This window comes from Streptomyces sp. Root1310 (assembly GCF_001426425.1).
Classification (GTDB): domain Bacteria; phylum Actinomycetota; class Actinomycetes; order Streptomycetales; family Streptomycetaceae; genus Streptomyces.
Map to the genome: position 1 here is coordinate 1,490,064 of NZ_LMEQ01000001.1, position 21,422 is coordinate 1,511,485.

Consider the following 21,422-nt stretch of genomic DNA (forward strand, 5'->3'; position numbering starts at 1 on the left):
GGACCCGACCCGGAGCTGGTCCGGGTCCGGTCGACATGGGGCGGTGAGGGCGTGAACTTCTGGGAGTACGTGGTCAACCGTCACCAGCAGCTGTTCACCGACGCCTACCAGCAGGCCAGCCTCGTCTTCCAGTGCATGCTCATGGCGACCCTGATCGGCGTCGTGATCGGGGTCGTCACCTACCGCAGCGGCTGGGCGGGCAACCTCGCCACCGTCGGCACCTCGGCGATCCTGACCGTCCCGTCGCTCGCGATGATCGGTCTGCTGATCCCGCTCGTGGGGCTGGGCGTACCGCCGACGGTGATCGCGCTGACCCTGTACGGGCTGCTGCCGGTGGTGCGCAACGCGATCGTGGGCCTGCGCGGCGTCGATCCCACGCTCGTGGACGCGGCCAAGGGCATCGGGATGTCCTCGGCGATGCGGCTGCTGCGGGTCGAGCTGCCGCTGGCCTGGCCGCCGATCCTGACCGGGATCCGGGTCTCGACCCAGATGCTGATGGGCATCGCCGCCATCGCCGCGTACGCCTCCGGGCCCGGCCTGGGCAACGAGATCTTCCGCGGCATCGCCTCGCTCGGCAGCAAGAACGCGCTCAACCAGGTCCTGGCGGGCACGCTCGGGATCATCGTCCTGGCCCTGCTGTTCGACGCCGCGTACGTCCTCATCGGACGGCTGACGATTCCCAGGGGGATCCGTGTCTGAGACCGAGTCCGACGGCGGCGCCCACGGGGCGACGATCGAGCTGGTGAACCTCACCAAGCGCTATCCGGGCAACCCCAACCCCGCCGTCGACAACGTCACCATGGAGATCAAGGCGGGCGAGACCGTCATCTTCGTCGGCCCCTCGGGCTGCGGGAAGTCGACCACGCTGAAGATGATCAACCGGCTGATCGAGCCGAGCGGCGGCCGGATCCGGATCAACGGCGAGGACGTCACCGACATCGACCCGGTGAAGCTGCGCCGCAAGGTCGGGTACGCCATCCAGTCGTCCGGGCTCTTCCCGCACATGACGGTCGCGCAGAACATCGCGCTCGTGCCGAAGATGATCGGCTGGCCGAAGTCCCGGATCCGGGACCGGGTGGAGGAGATGCTCGACCTGGTCGGGCTCGACCCCGGCGAGTTCCACGGCCGCTATCCTCGCCAGCTGTCCGGCGGGCAGCAGCAACGGGTGGGTGTGGCGAGGGCGTTGGCGGCGGATCCGCCCGTCCTGCTGATGGACGAGCCGTTCGGCGCGGTCGACCCGATCACCCGCGACCACCTCCAGGACGAGCTGATCCGGCTCCAGCACGAGCTGCACAAGACGATCGTGTTCGTCACCCACGACTTCGACGAGGCGATCAAGCTGGGCGACCGGATCGCGGTGCTGCGCGAACGCTCGCACATCGCCCAGTTCGACACCCCGGAGGCGATCCTCACCAACCCGGCGGACGACTTCGTGTCCGGGTTCGTGGGGGCGGGGGCGGCGCTGAAGCGGCTCAACCTGAGCCGGGTGCGGGACGTGGAGATCACCGACTACCCGACGGTGACCGTCGACGACCCGCTCCAGACAATCTTCAACAAGCTGCGCTCCAGCGGTACGAACGAGATCCTGCTCCTCGACCAGCGCGGACGCCCCTACAAATGGCTGCGCCGCGGGGATCTGATGCGGGCCAGGGGCTCGCTGGCCCGGGCCGGAACCCTGGTCAGCGACACGGTGACGAAGGACGCCACCCTGCGGGACGCCCTGGAGGCGGTGCTCACCGACAACACCGGGCGGGTCGCGGTCACCGGGCGGCGGGGCGAGTACACCGGGGTCGTCGACATGGAGACGCTGCTGAACTCCGTGCACGAGCTGCTGGAGGCCGACCGGCTGGAGGCGCTGGAGGCCCAACACGAGCTGGAGGAGGCCCGGGCCGCGCAGACGCACGCGGAACAGGAGGGCCCGGGCGGAGAGGCGAAGGCGTGAGCATCCCCGACCTGCACCAGAAAGCCGGTGACGGCGCCGGTCCGGACGGGACTCCCGGGCCGCGCGACGGGACCGGGGACGAGCCGCGGGAGACCAGGACCCCGCCGACGGCGCCGCCCCGCCGACGTCTCACCTGGCAGAAGCTGACCTTCCTGCCCGCCTTCCTGGTCGCCCTGCTGCTCGCGACCTGGCTGTGGTTCCAGCAGGCGGACCTGGACCCGCTCTCGGAGAACGCGCTGTCGAACGGGCAGGTGTCGAAGGCGCTGTGGCAGCAGGTGCAGCTCACGGTGATCTCCACCTTCTTCGTGCTGATCATCGCCATCCCGCTCGGCATCCTGCTGACCCGGGGTTCGCTGCGCAGAGCGACACCGTTCGCGATGGCCGTCGCCAACATGGGGCAGGCGACACCGGCCATCGGTCTGCTCGCCCTGCTGGTGATCTGGCTGGGCACGGGCACGAAGGCCGCCCTGATCGGCATCATCGCCTACGCCATCCTGCCGGTGCTCGCCAACACCATCGCGGGCCTGAAGTCGAACGACCCGACGCTGCTGGAGGCGGCCCGCGGCATCGGGATGTCCGCGCTGGGGGTGCTCCGCAAGGTCGAACTGCCGCTGGCCGTCCCGCTGATCCTGGCCGGCGTGCGGACCGCCCTCGTCCTCAACGTCGGCACGGCGACGCTGGCGACCTTCGGCGGGGGCGGCGGCCTGGGCGTGCTGATCACCACCGGCATCACCAACCAGCGCATGCCGGTACTGGTCCTGGGCTCGATCCTCACCGTCTCGCTGGCCCTGCTCGTCGACTGGCTGGCCTCACTGGCGGAAGTGCTGCTGCGGCCGCGGGGGTTGGAGGTGGACTCGTGAGGCGCCCCCGCCCGGTGATCGCCGGGGCGCTGGCGGCGCTGACCGGCTGCTGGCTGGCCGGGTGCGGTCTCACCAGCGGCTCCCCCATGGTCGACGACGTCTCGCCCGGGTCGATCGGACAGGGCGAGCCGCTCAAGGGCGCCGATCTCACCGTGACGTCCAAGTCGTTCACCGAGAACCTCATCCTCGGCGCGATGATGGGCATCGCCTTCCAGGCGGCCGGCGCGGACGTCCTGGACCGCACCGGCATCCAGGGCTCCATCGGCTCACGCGAGGCGGTCAGGAACGGCGACGCCGACGCCATGTACGAGTACACGGGCACCGCCTGGATCACCTACCAGGGCAACAGCGAGCCCATCCCCGATCCGCAGCAGCAGTGGCAGGCCGTGCACGACGCCGACCTGAAGAACGGCGTGACCTGGCTGCCGCCGTCGCGGCTGAACAACACCTACGCGCTGGCCATGAACCAGGCCAACTTCAAGAAGTACGGCACCAGGACGCTGTCGCAGGTGGCCACGCTGTCGAAGTCCGACCCGAAGGCCGTGACGCTCTGCGTGGAGAGCGAGTTCGCCAACCGCGCGGACGGGCTGCCCGGCATGGAGAAGGCGTACGGGATGTCCGTGCCGGCGTCGCGGATCACCCAGATGGACACCGGCATCATCTACACCCAGGTCCAGAAGGGGGCCTGCACCTACGGGGAGGTGTTCACCACCGACGGGCGCATCAAGTCCATGAACCTGGTGGTGATGGCCGACGACAAGAAGTTCTTCCCCAACTACAACGCGGCCCCCGTGATCAACTCCAAGACGCTGAAGAAGTGGCCGGCGATCGCGAAGGTCATCGACCCGGTGACGAAGAAGCTGGACAACACGGTGGCCCAGGACCTCAACGCCAAGGTGGACGTCGACGGGGAGGACCCCCACCAGGTGGCCCTGGACTGGATGAAGAAGGAAGGGTTCGTCAAGTAACCGCGCGCGAAGGGGACTTGCCGGCCGCGCGGGAAAGCCGTGCGCCGACGCGGCCCGACATGTATCTGCCCGACGTCGCGGTGGCGGTCGCCTAACAGCTCGGTACCGAGCCCTTGCCCTTCTGCAGGGCGGTCAGGGCGGTCACCGTGTTCTTCAGGGTGGTGACCGGGATCAGTCGCAGCCCCTTCGGCAGCTCGGCCTTGGCGTCGGCGCACTCGGCCTTGGGCACCAGGAACACCGTCGCCCCGTCCCGCCGGGCGGCCTGCGTCTTCAGGGCGACGCCGCCGACCGCGCCGACCGTGCCGTCGGCCTCGATGGTCCCGGTGCCGGCGATCGTGCGGCCGCCGGTGAGGTCACCGCCGCTGCCGTCGCCGTCGAGTTTGTCGACGATGCCGAGCGAGAACAGCAGGCCGGCGCTGGGGCCGCCCACGTCGGACAGCTTCAGGGTGACCTTGATGCCGTCGTCAGTGCGGTCGAGATACGTCAGCGCGGCCTCGGTCGCGGCGTCCTGGGACTGCCGCATCTGCTCGGTGTTGTGCTGCTCGATCTCCTTGGTGCTCTCCCCGCTGGGGTAGACGGAGTCGCGCGGCATGATCGCCTGGTCGGTACGGAACCAGCCGTCGACGACGTCGGAGAGGCGGACGTCCGTGTCGGGGTTGGTCGCCTCGATCGTCGTCATCCGCAGCTGCCCGCTCGTGTCCCGGACGGGCGCGCCGGTGATCGTGATGACCGGGGTGCCCTTGTTCTCGCCGAGGACGTTCGCCGTCATGCCCGGCTGCGCCACCGAGAAGGGCAGCGGCGCGAACGCGGCCGTCGCGAGCAGCGCCACGAGCGGCAGTGCGCAGACGGTGAGGGCCATGGGGCGTGAGAGGCGTGAGAGCACGAGGTCAATCTAACGTGACGACGCGTTCCGGCTCACGGCCGGATGTCGTCCCGCCGACCGCGAGCCCCCGGCTCAGTCCCTGCCCAGCCCCTCCCCCCGCCCCTCCCGAAGCCACCCTCGCGGCGGCCGCGCGAGGCGTCAGCGCAGTGCCTCGGCCACCTCCCGTGCCGCGTCCACGACCCGTGGCCCCACCCGCTCGGGCACCGCGTCGGCCAGCATCACCACGCCCACGCTGCCCTCGACGCCGGTCACGCCCAGCAGCGGAGCCGCGGCCCCGCTCGCGCCGGCCTCCAGCTCCCCGTGCGTCAGCGTGTAGCCGGGTTCGTCCGCGGGCCGTGCCCCGTTCTGCCGAGCGAAGAGGATCGCCCGGCCGGCGGCACCCCGGTCCAGCGGATGCCGGAACCCGGCCCGGTACGCCACGTGGTAGTCCGTCCAGGTCGGCTCGACGACGGCGACGGCGAGCGCCTCCGTCCCGTCCACCAGGGTCAGATGCGCGGTCGCCCCTATGTCCTCGGCCAGCGACCGCAGCGCGGGCAGCGCGGCCTCCCGCACCAGCGGATGCACCTGGCGGCCGAGCCTCAGCACCCCGAGGCCGACCCTGGCTCGCCCGCCCAGGTCACGCCGTACGAGTGCGTGCTGCTCCAGTGTGGCGAGCAACCGGTACACGACGGTCCGGTTGACGCCCAGTTTGTTGGAAAGTTCGGTGACGGTCAGCCCGTGGTCGGTGTCGGCCAGCAGCTTGAGGACCTTCAGTCCTCGGTCGAGCGTCTGGGAGGTCTCCGCGGTCACGACGCCCACTCCTTAAGTGGTGAGGTCGGCAACCTCCGTCGCGGCGGATGCGTCACCGAGTCCCGTCAGTGACGCGCTTCAGAGGCCGCCGATCGACAGATGGGCCCGGCGTGTCCGGGCCCAGTCGCTTCACGGCTGCGCTCCGCGGCGGCGCTGCCACGGGGCGTGTGCGTAGCGGGACAGTAGCGAAGCAGGTTCGCTGAGCGGAAGGCTCCGTCCAGAATCCGGTCACTGGCCGGTATGGACTACTTGCATTTATCCCGATACGTACGGAGCGTGACATCGCGGTGCGCGCCCCCGTGCGGGGACCAGGGACCCGGGTGAGGCCTCGCCTCACTTCATCCGGGTGGCCCACTCCTGCACCTTGGCGATGCGCTGCCGCAGCTGCCCCGCCGTCGCCTCCGCGCTCGGCGGCCCGCCGCAGACCCGGCGCAGCTCGGTGTGGATCACACCGTGCGGCTTGCCGCTCTGGTGGACGTACGCCCCGACCATCGTGTTGAGCTGCTTGCGCAGCTCCATCAGTTCCTTGTGCGAGACGACCGGCCGCCGCTCGGCCGGCAGCTCCAGCAGGTCGGCCTCGGAGTCCGGCCGCTTCCTGCTGTGCGCGATCTGCTTTGCCTGCCGCTTCTGCAGCAGCATCTGCACCTGATCGGGCTCCAGCAGCCCCGGGATGCCGAGGTAGTCCTGCTCCTCCTCGCTTCCCGGGTGGGCCTGCATGCCGAACTCGGCGCCGTTGTACATCACCCGGTCGAAGACGGCCTCGGACTCAAGCGCCTCGAAGGCGAACTGCTCCTGCTCGCCGGTGTCCTCGTCCTGCTCCTTGTTCGCCTCGTCCATCTCCTGCTCGGACTCGGCGTACGGATCCTCCTCGCCCTCCTTCTTGGGCTTGTCGAGGGCGTGGTCGCGCTCGACCTCCATCTCGTTGGCGAAGGTGAGCAGATCGGGCACGGTCGGGAGGAAGACGGAGGCGGTCTCGCCGCGCCGCCGGGACCGCACGAAGCGCCCGACGGCCTGGGCGAAGAAGAGCGGCGTGGAGATGGTCGTCGCGTACACCCCGACGGCGAGCCGCGGCACGTCGACGCCCTCCGACACCATCCGCACCGCGACCATCCAGCGGTCGTTGCTGCCGCTGAAGTCGTCGATGCGGCTGGACGCGCCGGTGTCGTCGGACAGGACGAGCGTCGCCTTCGTCCCGGTGATCTCCCGGATCAGCTTGGCGTAGGCGCGGGCCGACTCCTGGTCGGAGGCGATGACGAGCGCGCCGGCGTCCGGGATGGCCTTCCTGACCTCGGTGAGCCGCTGGTCGGCGGCGCGCAGCACGCTCGGCATCCACTCGCCGCGCGGGTCCAGCGCCGTACGCCAGGCCTGGCTGATCGCGTCCTTGGTCATCGGCTCGCCGAGCCGCGCCGCGATCTCGTCCCCCGCCTTGGTCCGCCAGCGCATGTTGCCGCTGTAGGAGAGGAAGATGACGGGCCGGACGACCTGGTCGGCGAGCGCGGAGCCGTAGCCGTAGGTGTAGTCGGCCGCCGACCGCCGGATGCCGTCATTGCCCTCTTCGTAGGTGACGAAGGGGATGGGATTGGTGTCGGAGCGGAACGGCGTACCGGTGAGCGCGAGGCGACGCGTCGCGGGCTCGAATGCCTCCAGGCAGGCCTCGCCCCAGGACTTGGAGTCACCGGCGTGGTGGATCTCGTCGAGGATGACGAGCGTCTTGCGCTGTTCGCTCCGGTTGCGGTGCAGCATCGGGCGGACGCCGACACCCGCGTACGTCACGGCGACGCCGTGGTAGTCCTTGCTGAGCGGGCCCGCGCTGTACTCCGGGTCCAGCCGGATCCCTATCCGCGCGGCCGCCTCCGCCCACTGCTTCTTCAGATGCTCGGTCGGCGCGACCACGGTCACCTGCTGCACGACATGGTGGTGCAGCAGCCAGGAGGCGAGGGTGAGCGCGAAGGTCGTCTTGCCGGCGCCGGGTGTGGCGACGGCGAGGAAGTCGCGCGGCTGCTCCTGGAGGTACTTCTCCATCGCCCCCTGCTGCCAGGCCCGCAGCTTGCTCGCGGTGCCCCAGGGGGCTCGGCCCGGGAAGGCCGGTGACAGGTGGTGGGAATGGGGGGTGGAGGAAGCGGCGGTGGTAGTCACGGTCTCCGGGTTCGGGGTCGAATCAGAGGGGCCGCGCGAAGCGCGTCGGACGGGGCGGTGGGGCGGCTGAAGGACGGCTGACGGGTGGGTGGCTCGGCTCTCGGCTGCGTAGGACAACCGGGCCACCCTACCGGCGGCCCGGCGCCGTCAACGAGCGAACAAGGCCGGGTCGGGTGCGGGTGGGACCCAGGTCACAGAAGACGGGCGGCGCCGGCTCAGCGCGCGAAGCGCGGCAACCGGGCCGCGATCCCGGGCACGTCGAGGACGCCCTGGCACACGTCCAGCACGAATCGCTCGGCCTCGTCGACATCGAAGTCCACGTCCAGCGGATGACCGGCCAGGTGCAGATAGACCCAGGTCGCGTACCAGGCGATGCGCTTGTTGCCGTCGACGAGAGCGTGGTTGCGGGCCAGGGACTCCATCAGCGCCGCGGCCTTCCGCCACACGTCCGGGTAGGCGTCCTGCCCGAAGACACTCGACCGGGGACGGGCCAGGGCGGAGTCCAGCAGTCCGTGGTCGCGCACCTCCTCCGCCTCGAGCCGCCGGGTGAGGTTCAGCAACTCGGGCAGTGTGAGGTAGTGCATCAGGCGAGCCTCCGGTTCAACTCGGCGCTCGCCTTCAGCACATGGTCGGCGGCCTCTTCGAAGAGCCGCGCGTGCTCGTTCACGGCCCTGAGCACCGCGTCGTGCGCGAAGGACTGCATGCTGCGTCCCTCCGCCTGGGCGCGCTCACGCAGGGCGTCGAGTTCCTCGTCCGTGAAGCGCAGGTTCAGTCCGGCCATGCGTAGACGGTACCGGCGGGTACCAGCCGGTACCACACGACCACACGACCACACTGTTCTACCGCGGTTGCGCCCGCAGCCGCGTCGTCACCCAGGCCCCGAACAGCGCGACGGCCGCCATCGGCAGGAAGACGGCGGCGAAGGCGGCCGGGTGGGAACCGGCGGACGCCGCGCCCGTGGCGGACGCCGTGGCCGTGTGCGCCACGCTCCCGCCGCCCAGCGCCGCGAAGGCGGCGCCTCCCGCCGAGAGCAGCAGCACGTTGGACAGCCCGTCCGAGATCTGGAGGGCGGCGGAGTTGGCCCCGGCCTCCTCGGGGGCGGACAGCTTCAGCAGCAGCACGCTCGACGCGGCGATCACCAGCCCCATCCCCAGGCATCCGAAGCCCCAGGCGACGGCCACGGTCCAGACGGGCACGGAATGGACCAGGACGCTGGGCGCGGTGGCGATGGCGGCCGCCGCCAGCACCATCCCGAGCGCCATCAGCCGCTCCCGGTACGGCTCCGCCCACGGCCGTGACTGCACCCACGATCCCAGCGCCCAGGTCGCCCCGCCGGCCGCGAGCGAGAACCCGGCGAGGGTCGGGCTCAGCCCCCGCTCCGTCACGAGCATCAGCGGCACGAACGACTCGGCGGCGATGAAGGACCCCGCGGCCACCCCGCGCAGCAGCACGACGGACGGCAGCCCGCGGGCCGCCCGCCAGGTGCCGCGCGGGAGCAGCCCGAGCACGGCCGGCACGAGCAGCGCGACGCCCGCGGCGCCGGGGACGAGGGAGACCGGCCGAAGATCCTGGGCGGCGTACTGGAGCAGTCCGGCGCCGAGGGAGATGCCGAGGGCGAGCCGGATCCGCCGCCGGTCGAAGGCGCCCGCGGCCATGCCCGCGACGGGACCGCCCGCCCGCTGCCGTATCCGGGGCAGCGCGAGCGCGAGCGGCAGCACCACGAGGGCGGGTATCCCTAGGAAGACCCACCGCCACCCCAGCCGCTCGGTCACCGCACCGGCGGCCAGCGGCCCGACCACGGACGGCACGACCCAGCAGGCGGCGAACGCGGCCATGATCGCGGGCCGCAGCCGCTCCGGGTAGGCCCTCCCGACGACGACGTACAGCGCGACGATCACCAGCCCCCCGCCGAGCCCCTGCACGGCCCGCCCGAGGATGAACACCCACATGTCCCCGGCGCTCCCGGAGAGGAGCAGCCCGGCCGCGAAGGCCGCGATGCCCCCGCCCAGCGCCCCGAGCGGCCCCCGCCGGTCCGACCACTGACCGGCGAACACCATTCCGAACAGGCTGGTGGTGAAGTACCCGGAGAACGCGAACGCGTACAGCGCCACCCCGTCGAGCTCCCGCGCGGCCACCGGCATCGCGGTCCCCACGGCGGTCGCCTCGAAGGCGATGAGGAGCACCACGGAGACGATCCCGATCGTCAGGGCACGGTAGGACCGCCCGAGAACGGTCTCGCCGGGCCCGCCGCTCTCGCCCGTCCGTTCGCTGTCACGGATCCCGTCGGTCTCGCCGGGGCGCTCCACGGCGGCGGCGGACAGGACTTCGTCGGCGACACCGGTGTCGCGGGGTTCGAGGGCAGCCATGAGGGCCAGCGTAAGGTCCACAACCGACATTGACCCCTGTCGGAAGGCGGGTCCACGCCCGGGACGATGGTCCTACGACCACCGACCACCGACCACCGACCACCGCCCCCCCCCGACCCCCGGCCACCACCGCGCACCCCCGTTTCATGAACGGCGTGTGGCAGTCCCGTTGCAGCCCCCGCGTTCCCCTTGAGCCCCTCCTCGCCGCGCCCGTACGGTCGACGTACCAAGTTCGGAACGGGGCGAACACCCCACCCCCGACCTGGCCGTGTGCCCGAGTGGCTTAGGGACTCGCCTGCAAAGCGAGGTACGTGGGTTCAATTCCCGCCACGGCCTCTGACCGGTCTCACCAGGCAGAACGAAATGGGTGGCACCCCCTCGGGGGTGCCACCCATTTTTGACCGTCGGTCCCGGATTCCGGCCCGGATTCCGTCCCGGTCGGCCTCAGAGGTCCGGCGACCGGGACGGGAAGCGACGCAGGGTCTGCAGGGGCGCTTCCCGCCCCTGCGGACCGGCTAGTGGTCGTTGACGTAGTAGTGCGTGGTCACGCTGCCGTAGTCCGGGCCCAGCCAGACCGCGACGCTGATCGAAGTGTCCTCGGGCAGGTCGTAAATGCCACCCTGGGAAGCACGGGCCGAGGCGCAGGCGCCCTCTCCGCCCGAGGCGGTGAGGGTGTACCGGATGTGATACGCGCCGCTCGGGTACTGGACGGCGATCTGGACCCGGGGTGAGACTCCGTCGGCGTCCGTGTCGCAGACCGAGACGATGTCGCCGTACTCGGCGATGTAGGCCGTGCCACCCGGATTGGAGTCCGAGGTGGTCCACGTGTGGTCCCAGCCACCGCTCGGCGGATCGACGGTCGCCGACGCCGACGTCGCGTTGGCGAGTGCCCCGCCGGCAAGAAGAACGGTCGCGGTCAAGGCCGCAATCTTGTGGCGCATTCATACCCCCTGTTTGTACTCGCTCGGGCAGTCCGGCGAGCCGTGGTGACCCTACGTCAGGTGGGCATGTTTCTCGATCGAGTTTATTTACCGCGCCATCGCGAACTGTCTCTTTCCTTTCATCCGTCTTTCTCGTCTTCTTCGTTGTTCCCTGTTTTTGCACGGCTTTTGGGTAATTAGCGGGCAGCGCCACGACAATGGAGTGGTCGAGAAATCGCCGGGCTCTTTACGAAAAAAAGGGGCGGCACCCTTCCAGGGGTGCCGCCCTTTGGGTCGTCAGCCTGCCGAACAGAGGCCGCCGTCCGGGCAGAACATCACCCAGGTGAAGTTGTAGCCGGTCCGGATGGTGACGGGGTTCGGTGTGGGGCCGTCATTGACGTAGGAACCCGAGTCGGGAGTGGCGGTGAAGGTGACCGTCGTGCCGACCTGGAAGCTCGCCGTGCAGGTGCCGGTCGGGTAGGGCTGTGGCGGGGGATCGTCCGCGTACGGATCCCACGCCGCCTGGTGGCAGTTGATGCCTGCGGGCTGGCTGGTGATGGTGCCGCCGCCCCAGCCGTCGCTGACCCACGCGGACAGTTGAGCGGTGGACTGGGCCTGAACCGGTGCGACGGAGGCGATCGCGGCGGCCGTGGCGAGTGCGGTGACGATTCCCGTCGCGCGCCAGGCGCCCTTTCTGTTCTTCCTCATGGAAGGCTCCTCGGATCGAACCATGCCGACCCCCTTCGACCAGCCTATTGGCCCCCTCACGTGTGTGCTAGGCGAGCGGGTGGTTGACCGCGTGACCTCTGATCCGGTGGGTCAGGGCGGTGAAGTACCCGGGTGCCGGGCGGGTGCCGTGGGCCGTGCGGATGCGGTGGTCGGCGCCGGGGAACACCTCTGTCCTCAGCGTTGCCCGGGGGTGCCGGCCGGAGCCGCCGGCCGCGGTGGCGAACCCGGTGGATGCTCCAGGGCGGGCTGTCCCGGACGGTGGCGGCCGCGCGCAGCACGACCCGGCCGCCCTCGCTGTGGCCAACAGGCCCACCGCCTCCGGCCGTACGCCGGGTCGCGCGCGCAGGAGGTCCAGCTCGGCGACCGCGTCGGCCGCCAGGTCGTCCAGGGTCGCGTCGCGCCACTCGCCCGACATCGGGCGGCCTCCTCGGTTCCGCGCGCACGACGCGTATCGGGGCAACACACCTTTCCGTTCCCCCGATTTAACCTACGACCCCTTAACAAGCCCCTCTCTACGCGCGTAACTTGAGCCGACTCCCCCACACCGTCATCGGCCGTACACGACGTACGAGGAGACCTCCAGCGTGTCCAGACCCGTAGGAAACAGATCCCGCCGTGCCGCCTACGCGCTCATATCCGTAGGGGTGGCGAGCGCGTTCGCCATCACCTCGCTGCCCGCCGCCTACGCGACGCCGTCCGCCACCGCGGTGATCTCCGAGGTGTACGGCGGTGGCGGCAACTCGGGGGCCACCCTGACCCGGGACTTCGTCGAACTGGGCAACGCGGGGTCGGCGGCCTACGACCTGGCCGGGTACAGCGTGCAGTACCTGCCGGGTGCGCCGTCGGCGTCCTCGCTGTGGCAGGTGACCACGCTGAGCGGGTCCGTCGCCCCCGGCGGGCGCTTCCTCGTCGCCGAGGCCGCGGGGACCGGCGGGAGCACCGCGCTGCCCACCGCCGACGCCACCGGGTCCGTCGCCATGAGCGCGACCAGCGGCACCGTCGCGCTGGTCTCCGGCACCACCGCCCTGACGTGCAAGACCGCCGCCGACTGCGCCGCCGACGGCCGGATCGTCGACCTGGTCGGCTACGGCAGCGCCCTCGTGCGCGAGGGCGGCGGGCCGGCCACCGGGGCCTCGAACACCGCCGCCGTCGCGCGGGGCGCCGCCCTGGCCGACACCGACGACAATGCCGCCGACCTGTCGGCCGGAACCCCCTCACCCGTCAACTCCGCCGGACAGACGCCCGGTTCGGGCGATGGCGGCGGGGACGGCGGGGACGGCGGGGACGGCGGCGGCGATCCGACCACGCCCGGCACCGTCCGCGTCCACGACATCCAGGGCACCACCCGGCTCTCGCCGCTCGCCGGGCAGACCGTCAGCCGGGTGCCGGGCATCGTCACCGGGGTGCGGACCTCCGGGTCCAAGGGGTACTGGATCCAGGATCCGGCCGCGGACGCCGATCCCCGCACCAGCGAGGGCGTGTTCGTGTACACCGGGTCCGCCGCGCCCACCGTCGCCGTCGGCGACTCCGTGCTGGTGAGCGGCAAGGTCAGCGAGTACTACCCGAGCAGCACCAGCCAGTCGGTCACCGAGCTCACCGCTGCGACCGCGACCGTGCTGTCCGGCGGCAACGCGCTGCCCGCCGCCGTCGCCGTGGACGCCACCAGCGTCCCCGGCGCGTACATCCCCGCCGCCGGAGGCGGCAGCATCGAGGCGCTCGCCCTCGAACCGGCCGTGTACGCCCAGGACTTCTACGAGTCGGCGGAAGGGATGCGGGTCGCGTTCTCCGACGCACGTGTCGTCGGCGCGAGCGACGCGTACGGCGAGCTGTGGGTGACCGTCAAGCCGGACGAGAACGCGACCACCCGCGGCGGGACGCTCTACTCCTCCTACGACCGGCCGAACACCGGCCGGCTGGAGGTCATGTCGCTCGACACCACCACCGCCTCCTTCCCCTCGGCCGACGTCGGCGACGAGCTGTCCGGCACCACCACCGGGCCGCTCGACTACTCGACCTACGGCGGCTACAACGTCCAGGCCACGCAGCTCGGCACCCTGATCGACAACGGGCTGAAGCCGGAGGTGACCCGCCGGCAGAAGGGCGACGAGCTCGCGGTCGCCACGTACAACGTGGAGAACCTGGACGCGCTGGACGCCCAGGAGAAGATCGACCGGCTCGCGCACGGCGTCGCCGTCAACCTCAACTCCCCCGATGTCGTGGCCCTGGAGGAGATCCAGGACGACAACGGCGCCACCAGCAACGGCACCGTCACCTCCGAGGCCACCCTGAAGAGGTTCACCGACGCCATCCGCGCCGCCGGCGGCCCCCGCTACCAGTGGCGCTACATCGCCCCCACCGACAACCAGGACGGCGGCGAGCCCGGCGGCAACATCCGTCAGGTCCTCCTCTTCAACCCCCAGCGGGTCTCCTTCACCGACCGGGCCGGCGGTGACGCCGTCACGGCCACCGGCGTGGTGAAGACCAGGAAGGGCGCGAGGCTCACCGCCTCCCCCGGGCGCATCGCCCCGGCCTCCGACGCCTGGGACAACAGCCGCAAGCCCCTGGTCGGCGAGTTCGTCTTCCACGGCGAGACGGTCTTCGTGATCGCCAACCACTTCACCTCCAAGGGCGGCGACCAGCCACTGCACGGCCGCTACCAGCCGCCGTCGCGCAGCTCGGAGACCCAGCGCCAGGCGCAGGCGGCGGAGGTGAACACCTTCGTCAAGTCCCTGCTCGCGGCGGACAAGAACGCCAAGACCGTGGTGCTCGGCGACCTCAACGACTACGAGTTCTCCCAGACCGTCGGCACCCTCACCGCCGGCCGTGTCCTCACCCCGCTGATCACCACCCTGCCGGCCGCCGAGCGCTACACCTACGTGTACGACGGCAACGCGCAGACCCTGGACCACATCCTCACGAGCCCGGCCGTCACGCACTACGACTACGACGTGGTGCACATCAACGCCGAGTTCGCCGACCAGGCCAGCGATCACGACCCGCAGGTCGTACGGATCGACGTCGGCCGGTGCCGCAAGGGCTGACCGCGGAGCGGGACGACCGGTGCGGGCGCGGGGCTACGCGTACAGGCCCCCGCCCGCCTCGTCCTCGAAGACGGCCGGCCAGTAGCGCCCGCCGTCGTCCGTGGGGACGGCCGGCACCCGCGTCGGGTCGCAGGCGACGGGGTCGACCGCGGCCAGGGTGCGGGACATCGTCTCGGCGAGCTGGTCGTAGGCCTCGGTCAGCCGGTGCACCGCGTCCAGAGCCCGCTCACGGCGTATCAGCCAGAAGGTGAACGCCAGCGTCGAGATGTCGGCGTTGAGCGGGCGCAGGCCGAGGTCCGGCTCGCTCCAGCTCAGCACCGCGCCCGTGGCGCCGTCGACGACCAGGCTGGTGTCCTCGAGAAGGTGGCCCAGGCGGATCAGCCGGTCGGCGTCGGCGGGCAGCAGCTCCTCGGTGAGGACACCGCCGCGGTCGTCCGCGTAGTACTCGGCGAGGGTCTGGAGCGGCGTGTCGGTCTCCAGCGAGAACCAGACGACCTCCTCCGGCAGGCCCACCTCGCGCAGGAAGCGGCGGGTCGGGGCGTGTGTCAGCGCCCGCGGGCAGTCGACGTCCTCGAAGCGGACGATCTCGCCGGAGCCGAACTCCTCGTCCAGGAGCCGGACCGGCAGATCCAGGGCCAGGCCGGACGCCGTGCCCGGGCCCGCCACCAGCGCCAGCGGGCGGATCACCGCGGCCAGCTTCCAGAAGGAGCCGGACGCGCCGCCCGTGTCCTTCGCGCCCTCCTCGAAGACGGCCAGCAGCTGCCGGGACGCCTCGGTCACCGCCGCCGGCCCGAGCCGGCTCGCGTAGCAGGCGAACTGGCCGCGCAGGGCCGCCAGTTCGTCCACCGCCGTGGCGAAGCGCACCAGCTTCTCCAGGGAGGGCGCGAGCGGGCGCGGATCCATCAGGTCGGGGCGGTCGTGCAGGAAGTACGTCGTGGAGATCTCGCCCGTCATGCCGTCGAGCAGGACGGACTCCGTCTCGCGGCCGCCGGCGCCCAGGATCCCGCCTATCACCAGCCGGTCGCGCAGTTCCGCCGCCAGCCGGCCGTCGGGGTCGCCCGTGGAGTCCCCGACCGTGCGCAGGCCGTCCGTGCGCAGCGCCTCGAACGTCAGCAGGCCGGCGTCGCCCGGAGTGGCGGGCAGGCCGGGGCCGGTGAGCCAGCGGCGCGTCGGCGGGTGCGAGACGTACGGGTTCAGCTCGTCCTCGGTGAAGATGATCGTCGTCGTGGCGGTGGTGGTCCTGGTCGTGCCCATCGGGTCCCCCGTGCGGAAAGTTACGTGCGCCGTCCCACTGCTCCGCAGCCTATGCGGCACCACTGACAACGGCTCCGACCAGCGAGCGCACCCGGGACACACCCAGCACACCCGTCACCGGTCACGCACTGACAGACGTCGGGGCAGCGCCCCGAGTTCCCTTTCCGGCCCGATCGGCCCGATCGGCCCGATCACCTCTCAGGTGAGGTACACGCCGCCGAGCACCACGACCACCGCCGCCACCACGAACAGCGCGATCCAGCCCAGCAGCCTGCCCACGCCCGGCGCGGGCTCGTACTGCCGGGGACCCGGCTCCGGCTCGCTCACCGGTCCGTGACCACCGCCGCCTGGGGCCTTATCGGCAGCCGGTTCACCGGGCGGCCCGTCGCGGCCCGTACGGCGGAGGCGATCGCCGCGGGCGAGGTGACCACCGGGACCGCGCTGGCGGCCTTCGCCCCGAAGGGGGCGACCACGTCGCGTTCCTCGACCAGCTTGACGATCCGGATGTCCGGCGCGTCCAGGGCCGTGGGCAGCGCGTAGCCGGTGAGGTCGGGGTGGCGGATCAGGCCCCTCGGCGTGCGGAGGTTCTCGGTGAGCGCGATGCCGACACCCTGCGTCACGCCGGCCTCGATGCGCGCGGTGAGCTGCGCCGGGTTGAGGATCCGGCCGACGTCCTGGGCGACCGCGAGTTCGACGACCCGGACCGAGCCGAGCTCGATGTCGACGTCCACGACCGCGCGGATCGCGCAGAAGGCGAGGCCGACGAAGGCGTCACCCTGGCCGGCCGCGTCCAGCGGCTCGGTCGGGTGCGGGCGGCACTGGGCCGTCGCCCACAGCTCCTTGCCGCGCATCTCCTCCGTGACGGTCGTCGACAGGACTCCGTCGTACGAGGTGATCTTGCCGTCGGTGATCTGGAGCAGCTCCGTGGACATGCCGAACTTGTGCGCCAGGGGCTGGAGCAGCTGCGTGCGGACCATCTTCGCCGCGCGCTCCACCGCGCCGCCCGAGACCCACGTGTGGCGGCCCCGGCAGCCGGGGCCCGCGGGCGGCTGGTCGGTGTCGACGGGGGCCACGTGCACCTCGTCGACGCCGAGCGTCTCCTGGACGATCTGGCGGGCCAGCGTCGTGAAGCCCTGTCCCGTCTCCACGGCCGCGCACAGGACCGTGGCGACGCCGTCCTGGACCTTCACAGTCGCCGTGGAGACCTCGTCGGCGCCCTCCGCGCCCAGCATGTGCACCATGCCGAGGCCGTAGCCGACACCGCGGCGCACCGCGCCCGGTTCGCCCGCGCCCTCGGGGCCGCCGGGCAGCAGCCAGTCCTCCTCGGGCGTGTCCTTCGGGAGTGCCGGGAGGGGGAACTCCTGGACGGCCTGGAGGAGTTCGGCCACGGGGGCCGGGCAGGTCACCGTCTGGCCGGTCGGCAGGACGTCCCCGGTCGCCATGGCGTTGCGCAGCCGCAGCTCCGCCGGGTCGACGCCGAGCTTCTTCGCCAGCTTGTCCATCTGCGCCTCGTAGGCGGCGCAGACCTGCATCGCGCCCTCGCCGCGCACATGGCCCGACGGCGGGTTGTTCGTACGGACCGCCCAGCCCTCGATGAAGGCGTTCGGGACGACGTAGGGACCGCACGCGAAGGAGACGGCGGCGGCCAGGGCCTCGGCGGAGGTGTCCGCGTACGCGCCCGCGTCCAGCAGGATCTGCGCCTCGACCTTCACCAGCCGGCCGTCGGCGTCGGCGTGGTGGCGGTAGCGCAGCAGCGTCGGATGTCTGTGGACGTGGCCGAGGAAGGACTCCTCGCGGGTGGCCGTGAGTTTCACCGGGCAGCCGGTCTTCAGCGCGAGCAGGCCGAGCGGGAGCTGGAAGCCCTGGTCCTCGCGGTCGGCGGTGGCGCCGGGCACCCCGGTGACGACGATCTTCACGCGCTCGGGTTCGAGGCCGTAGCAGGCGGCGGCGGTGTCCCGGTCGGTGTGCGGGTCGGTGGAGGCGAGGTAGAGCTCCACACCGCCGTCGGGTCGGGGCACGGCGAGGCCGGCCTCGGCGCCGATCGGGGCGGGGTCGGCGCGGCCGATGCGGTACTGGCCCTCGACGACGACCTCGCCGGCCGCGGACGGGTCGCCGTGGTGCAGCGGGATGTGCCGGATCAGGTTGCCGTCGGGGTGCAGCGCCTCCGCCTCGAAGGCCTGCTCGGGGTCGATCACCGGGTCGAGCACCTCGTACTCGACGATGACGGCCGCGGCGGCCATCCGCGCGGTGTCCGGGTGGTCGGCGGCGACGGCCGCGATGGGCTCGCCGTGGTGGCGTACGACGTCGGAGGCGAACACCGGGCGGTCGGCCTTGCCCCGGCCGTGCAGGGCGCGGCCGGGCACGTCCTCGTGGGTGACGACGGCCCGGACGCCGGGCATCTCACGCGCGTGGGACGTGTCGATGGACACGATGCGCGCGTGCGGGTGCGGCGAGCGCAGCACGGCCGCCCACAGCAGGCCCTCGGCCCACAGGTCGGCTGCGTACGGGAAGGTGCCCTCCGTCTTGGCGCGCGCGTCGGCGGGCTGCAGGGAGGCGCCGAGGCCGTGCGGGATCGGCTCGGAGGCCGGGGTGGCGGGATCCAGGGGGGTCGTCGTGGTGACCGTCTCGTTGCTCACGCCTGGCCTCCGTCCTGGCCCTGTCCGTATGCCGGGTCGTGCGGGTGGGGCTGTGCGGGGTTCTCGAACGCCGACGGGTGGACGCCTCCGGCGCCCGGTCCCGCCTGGTGCGGAATACGTGCCTCGTCGCCGTCCGTCTCGGCGTCGGCGGCGGCGACCGCCTCGCGTTCGGCGACGACGTCCTGGACGGCCCGCAGGACGCCCCGGTAGCCGGAGCAGCGGCACAGGTTGCCGCACAGGGCCTGGCGGGCCTCCAGTTCGGTGGGGGCCGGGTTGCCCTCCAGGAGGTCGTGCACGGTCATCGCCATGCCGGGCACGCAGAAGCCGCACTGCACGGCGCCGCACCGGGCGAGCGCCCGCTGCACGTCCGAGGGCCGGCCGTCGACGGCCAGGCCTTCGACGGTGCGGATCTCGCTGCCGGCGGTGGTGACGGCCGGGACCAGGCAGGAGGCGACGAGCCGCCCGTCGACCTGGACGTTGCAGGCCCCGCACTCGCCCTGCGAGCAGCCGTCCTTGGCGCCCGCGAGACCGAGCCGCTCGCGCAGGACGTAGAGCAGCGACTCGCCGATCCAGGCGTCGGTGACGGGACGGTCGGAGCCGTTGACGCGCAGCGTGTAGCCGGCGAGGGGGTGTTCCTCGTGGAACGGCGCCGGAGCGTCGTCCGGCTCGTCCGCGGGCGCGTCGGACTCGGCCGGCCCGGCGGCCTCGGCGGCCCGCGGATCGGCGGTGCCGGGGGCCGCGTCCGTCTCGGGATCCTGCGGGGTGTCCACGGCGGTGGACCGGTCCTCGGGCTGCTCGGCCGGGCCGCGTGCGGCGCCGTGCGGGGCGCCGGGTTCGGCGGGCGGCTCCGCGGGGCCGTGCGCGGCCTCGGCGGGCTCGTGTGCGGTCTCGTGGGCGCGCTCGGCGTCCTCGGCCGCCCCGGCGGTCCGCTCGGCCTCAGCGGCCCGCTGAGCGTCTCGCCCGGCGGCCTCCGAGGGCCTGTTCGGGGCAACCGTGTACGCCTCGGCGGAGATTTCCGGGGCGAACGACCCGTTCGGGTGCGTGTGCTGCCCGGTGTGCTCGGCGGCGGGGTGGTGCCGGTCGGGGTCCACGGCCACCGGGCCGTGCTCCGGCGCGTGCCCGAACGCGGACGGTTCCGGTCGCGCGGCCGTGCCGGTCTCGTCGGGGTGCCGCCCCCACGCCTGGTCCGGCGCGCCGTGGTCCGTCGGGCCGGCCGGTTCCGTCGCCCAGGGCGCGGACGCGCCGCCGGGCAGGGTGGCCGGGGGCGTGCCGCCCCACTGCTCGACCAGGGACGAGGTGGTGAACTCGCCCGACTCGTCGGGCAGGTCGCCGCCCGCGACGGGGATCGACCACTGGCCCGTCACGTCGTGGCCGGGCGCGGACCGCGGTGCGCCCGCCTGCCCGGAGGTGTCCTCGAAGGCCCACTGGCCGGTCGCGCCGGGGTGGTACGTGAACCGGTCGTCGCCCACCGTCTGCGGGGTGTCCTGCGGAGGCGGCCAGTCGGAGCCGCCCGCCGGGGCCGCCCAGGTTCCGGTGCCGTCCGTGGGGGGCGCCACCGCTATCTGCGGCGGCACGTACCCGTGGCCCGGCGCGGCCAGCGGGCTGTCGCCGCGGGCGGCCAGGAAGGCGTCGATGCCGCCCTCGGGGAGCTTCACGAAGGCGGTCGCGCCGTCGTCGTAGTCCCCCTGGGGCAACGGGTCCCAGCGGCCGCCGCCCTGCGGCGCGCCCCGGCCCTGCCCGTCTTCCTGTCCGTGTCCGTGTCCGGGTCCGTGCTGGTCGTCGCTCACGACAGCGCCCTCCCCAGTGCTCGTCGGGCCAGCGCGGCGACGGTGCGCCGCAGGTGCAGTACGGCGGGCGGAAGTTCCGGTACGGAGCCGTCCACGCCCGGCACCGGGTCGGGGATGCAGGCGGCGGCGACGTACTCCCCGAAGGCGGTCAGCGCCTCCGGGACGATGGTGCGGCTGTTGTCCCAGTCGATCAGCCGGGCGACCCACTGCTCGGCCTCCAGCGGCCGCAGCGGCATCGGCGCTATGGCCCCTACGGCGCACCTGACGCCACGCCGGGCGGGGTCGAGGACCAGCGCCACGGAGGCCACCGCGCGGCCCGGGCCGGTGCGGCCGGTCGCCTTCAGGAAGACCTGCGGGGCGTGCAGCAGCGGCACGCGCACGTACCCGATGAGCTCGCCGCCGCGCAGCATCTCCATGCCGGCCAGCAGGTGCGACACCGGCATCTCACGGCGGGCTCCGCCCGGGCCCGCGATGATCAGGGTCGCCTCCAGCGCGGCCAGCACGGGCAGCGCGTCGCCCGTGGGAGCGGCCGAGGCGATGTTGCCGCCGAGGGTGCCCGCGTTGCGGATCTGCGGCGGGCCGGCGGCGCGCGCGGCCGCGGCGAGCGCCGGGATCAGCGCCGCGAAGTCGGGGCGGCCCATCCGCGCGTGGGTGAGTCCGGCGCCGAGCAGGGCGTGGCCGTCCTGGTACTGCCAGCCGCGGATCTCGCTGATGCGGCCGAGGCCGACCAGTCCGGTGGGCCTGAGCTGTCCCGAGTTGACGGCGGCCATGAGGTCGGTGCCGCCGGCCACGGGCACGGCGGCGGGCATGGCGGCAAGCGCCGCCACGGCCTCGTCCAGCGTCGTGGGCAGCGTGACGGCCTGCCCCGCCTGCGGTGCGTGCGTGGTCAAAACCGGCTGCCCCTTCCCGCTGCCCCACCTGGTCCCACCTGTGCTGCCGTACGGTACGTGCTGACAGGGCGGACGTGGCAACTCTGGCACATCTTCGCAACACCCGAACGCGGGGGTCCGCTAGGAGGCATTCGCCCACCTCACCGGGCAGATGGTCCGTTTTCGTACGGCATCACCGATGCGCGTGAATTGCCACTCTTCGGGGTCCGTGCCGGGGTTTA

General features: G+C 72.3%; 19 protein-coding genes and 1 tRNA gene. 6 read left to right on the forward strand and 14 right to left on the reverse strand.

What is annotated here, in order from left to right:
* Positions 1-51: 51 nt before the first annotated feature.
* From ASD48_RS06525 to ASD48_RS06540, 4 genes are all read left to right on the forward strand, one after another.
* Entirely contained in the window at positions 52-699 is a 648-nt protein-coding gene (locus ASD48_RS06525; RefSeq protein WP_057600415.1) for an ABC transporter permease, read from the forward strand.
* Entirely contained in the window at positions 692-1,942 is a 1,251-nt protein-coding gene (locus ASD48_RS06530; RefSeq protein ID WP_057600416.1) for a betaine/proline/choline family ABC transporter ATP-binding protein, read from the forward strand. Before ASD48_RS06525 ends, ASD48_RS06530 begins: the two co-directional genes overlap by 8 nt.
* Positions 1,939-2,802 carry an ABC transporter permease gene (locus tag ASD48_RS06535; protein WP_107104227.1) on the forward strand — a complete coding sequence of 288 codons (864 nt, stop codon included), beginning with the start codon at positions 1,939-1,941 and terminating at the stop codon, positions 2,800-2,802. The genes ASD48_RS06530 and ASD48_RS06535 overlap by 4 nt, the downstream gene beginning before the upstream one ends.
* 86 nt (positions 2,803-2,888) lie before the next feature.
* Complete coding sequence (locus tag ASD48_RS06540; protein WP_242432548.1) at positions 2,889-3,770, forward strand: glycine betaine ABC transporter substrate-binding protein; 882 nt, start codon at positions 2,889-2,891, stop codon at positions 3,768-3,770.
* A gap of 91 nt (positions 3,771-3,861) precedes the next feature.
* Here ASD48_RS06540 and ASD48_RS06545 read toward each other — a convergent pair whose 3' ends face one another.
* The 6 genes from ASD48_RS06545 to ASD48_RS06570 form a co-directional block, all read right to left on the reverse strand.
* Positions 3,862-4,653, reverse strand: a complete 792-nt coding sequence (locus ASD48_RS06545; protein ID WP_057600418.1) for a S16 family serine protease — start codon at positions 4,651-4,653, stop codon at positions 3,862-3,864.
* 138 nt (positions 4,654-4,791) lie between these two features.
* A complete protein-coding gene (locus tag ASD48_RS06550; protein ID WP_057600419.1) occupies positions 4,792-5,442 on the reverse strand; it encodes a helix-turn-helix domain-containing protein in 651 nt (216 codons plus the stop codon).
* A 333-nt stretch (positions 5,443-5,775) separates the two neighbouring features.
* Entirely contained in the window at positions 5,776-7,578 is a 1,803-nt protein-coding gene (locus tag ASD48_RS06555) for a DEAD/DEAH box helicase (protein ID WP_057600421.1), read from the reverse strand.
* 215 nt (positions 7,579-7,793) lie between these two features.
* On the reverse strand, positions 7,794-8,162 hold the full coding sequence (locus ASD48_RS06560) for a Fic family protein (RefSeq protein WP_057600423.1): 369 nt from the start codon (positions 8,160-8,162) through the stop codon (positions 7,794-7,796).
* Complete coding sequence (locus tag ASD48_RS06565; protein WP_057600425.1) at positions 8,162-8,359, reverse strand: Arc family DNA-binding protein; 198 nt, start codon at positions 8,357-8,359, stop codon at positions 8,162-8,164. The genes ASD48_RS06560 and ASD48_RS06565 overlap by 1 nt, the downstream gene beginning before the upstream one ends.
* 58 nt (positions 8,360-8,417) lie before the next feature.
* Positions 8,418-9,944, reverse strand: coding sequence for an MFS transporter (locus ASD48_RS06570; protein ID WP_057600426.1), 1,527 nt, complete (start codon positions 9,942-9,944; stop codon positions 8,418-8,420).
* Positions 9,945-10,208: 264 nt separating this feature from the next.
* Between ASD48_RS06570 and ASD48_RS06575 the strand changes: the two genes are divergently transcribed.
* A tRNA-Cys gene (locus ASD48_RS06575) sits at positions 10,209-10,280 on the forward strand.
* 179 nt (positions 10,281-10,459) lie between these two features.
* Here ASD48_RS06575 and ASD48_RS06580 read toward each other — a convergent pair.
* The 3 genes from ASD48_RS06580 to ASD48_RS06590 form a co-directional block, all read right to left on the reverse strand.
* Complete coding sequence (locus ASD48_RS06580) at positions 10,460-10,864, reverse strand: hypothetical protein (RefSeq protein ID WP_242432518.1); 405 nt, start codon at positions 10,862-10,864, stop codon at positions 10,460-10,462.
* 297 nt (positions 10,865-11,161) lie between these two features.
* Positions 11,162-11,572, reverse strand: a complete 411-nt coding sequence (locus ASD48_RS06585) for a hypothetical protein (protein WP_057600429.1) — start codon at positions 11,570-11,572, stop codon at positions 11,162-11,164.
* Between the two features lie 67 nt (positions 11,573-11,639).
* The gene (locus ASD48_RS06590; RefSeq protein ID WP_057600431.1) at positions 11,640-12,008 is read right to left on the reverse strand and encodes a hypothetical protein; all 369 of its coding nucleotides are present in this window, start codon (positions 12,006-12,008) and stop codon (positions 11,640-11,642) included.
* A gap of 169 nt (positions 12,009-12,177) precedes the next feature.
* Here ASD48_RS06590 and ASD48_RS06595 point away from each other — a divergent pair, with 169 nt between their 5' ends.
* Positions 12,178-14,634, forward strand: coding sequence for an endonuclease/exonuclease/phosphatase family protein (locus tag ASD48_RS06595; RefSeq protein ID WP_057600432.1), 2,457 nt, complete (start codon positions 12,178-12,180; stop codon positions 14,632-14,634).
* Positions 14,635-14,667: 33 nt separating this feature from the next.
* Here the strand turns inward: ASD48_RS06595 and ASD48_RS06600 are convergent, their stop codons facing one another.
* From ASD48_RS06600 to ASD48_RS06615, 5 genes are all read right to left on the reverse strand, one after another.
* Entirely contained in the window at positions 14,668-15,888 is a 1,221-nt protein-coding gene (locus ASD48_RS06600; RefSeq protein ID WP_057600433.1) for an SUKH-4 family immunity protein, read from the reverse strand.
* A 198-nt stretch (positions 15,889-16,086) separates the two neighbouring features.
* Positions 16,087-16,215: a hypothetical protein gene (locus ASD48_RS45910; RefSeq protein WP_282438176.1), complete on the reverse strand. Its 129-nt coding sequence runs from the start codon at positions 16,213-16,215 to the stop codon at positions 16,087-16,089.
* Positions 16,212-18,524 (reverse strand): molybdopterin cofactor-binding domain-containing protein, encoded by a 2,313-nt coding sequence (locus tag ASD48_RS06605; protein WP_057600434.1) that lies wholly within the window; start codon positions 18,522-18,524, stop codon positions 16,212-16,214. The genes ASD48_RS45910 and ASD48_RS06605 overlap by 4 nt, the downstream gene beginning before the upstream one ends.
* Entirely contained in the window at positions 18,521-20,311 is a 1,791-nt protein-coding gene (locus tag ASD48_RS06610) for a 2Fe-2S iron-sulfur cluster-binding protein (RefSeq protein WP_057600435.1), read from the reverse strand. The genes ASD48_RS06605 and ASD48_RS06610 overlap by 4 nt, the downstream gene beginning before the upstream one ends.
* Positions 20,308-21,201, reverse strand: coding sequence for an FAD binding domain-containing protein (locus ASD48_RS06615; RefSeq protein WP_057600437.1), 894 nt, complete (start codon positions 21,199-21,201; stop codon positions 20,308-20,310). The genes ASD48_RS06610 and ASD48_RS06615 overlap by 4 nt, the downstream gene beginning before the upstream one ends.
* Positions 21,202-21,422: the final 221 nt, after the last annotated feature.

What these genes read in the sequence shown, in the direction of transcription:
- ASD48_RS06540 (WP_242432548.1), top strand. Translation starts at nt 2,889, where the DNA reads ATGGTCGACGACGTCTCGCCCGGGTCGATCGGACAGGGCGAGCCGCTC.
- ASD48_RS06560 (WP_057600423.1), bottom strand. Translation starts at nt 8,162, where the DNA reads ATGCACTACCTCACACTGCCCGAGTTGCTGAACCTCACCCGGCGGCTC.
- ASD48_RS06565 (WP_057600425.1), bottom strand. Translation starts at nt 8,359, where the DNA reads ATGGCCGGACTGAACCTGCGCTTCACGGACGAGGAACTCGACGCCCTG.
- ASD48_RS06570 (WP_057600426.1), bottom strand. Translation starts at nt 9,944, where the DNA reads ATGGCTGCCCTCGAACCCCGCGACACCGGTGTCGCCGACGAAGTCCTG.
- ASD48_RS06585 (WP_057600429.1), bottom strand. Translation starts at nt 11,572, where the DNA reads ATGAGGAAGAACAGAAAGGGCGCCTGGCGCGCGACGGGAATCGTCACC.
- ASD48_RS06590 (WP_057600431.1), bottom strand. Translation starts at nt 12,008, where the DNA reads ATGTCGGGCGAGTGGCGCGACGCGACCCTGGACGACCTGGCGGCCGAC.
- ASD48_RS06600 (WP_057600433.1), bottom strand. Translation starts at nt 15,888, where the DNA reads ATGGGCACGACCAGGACCACCACCGCCACGACGACGATCATCTTCACC.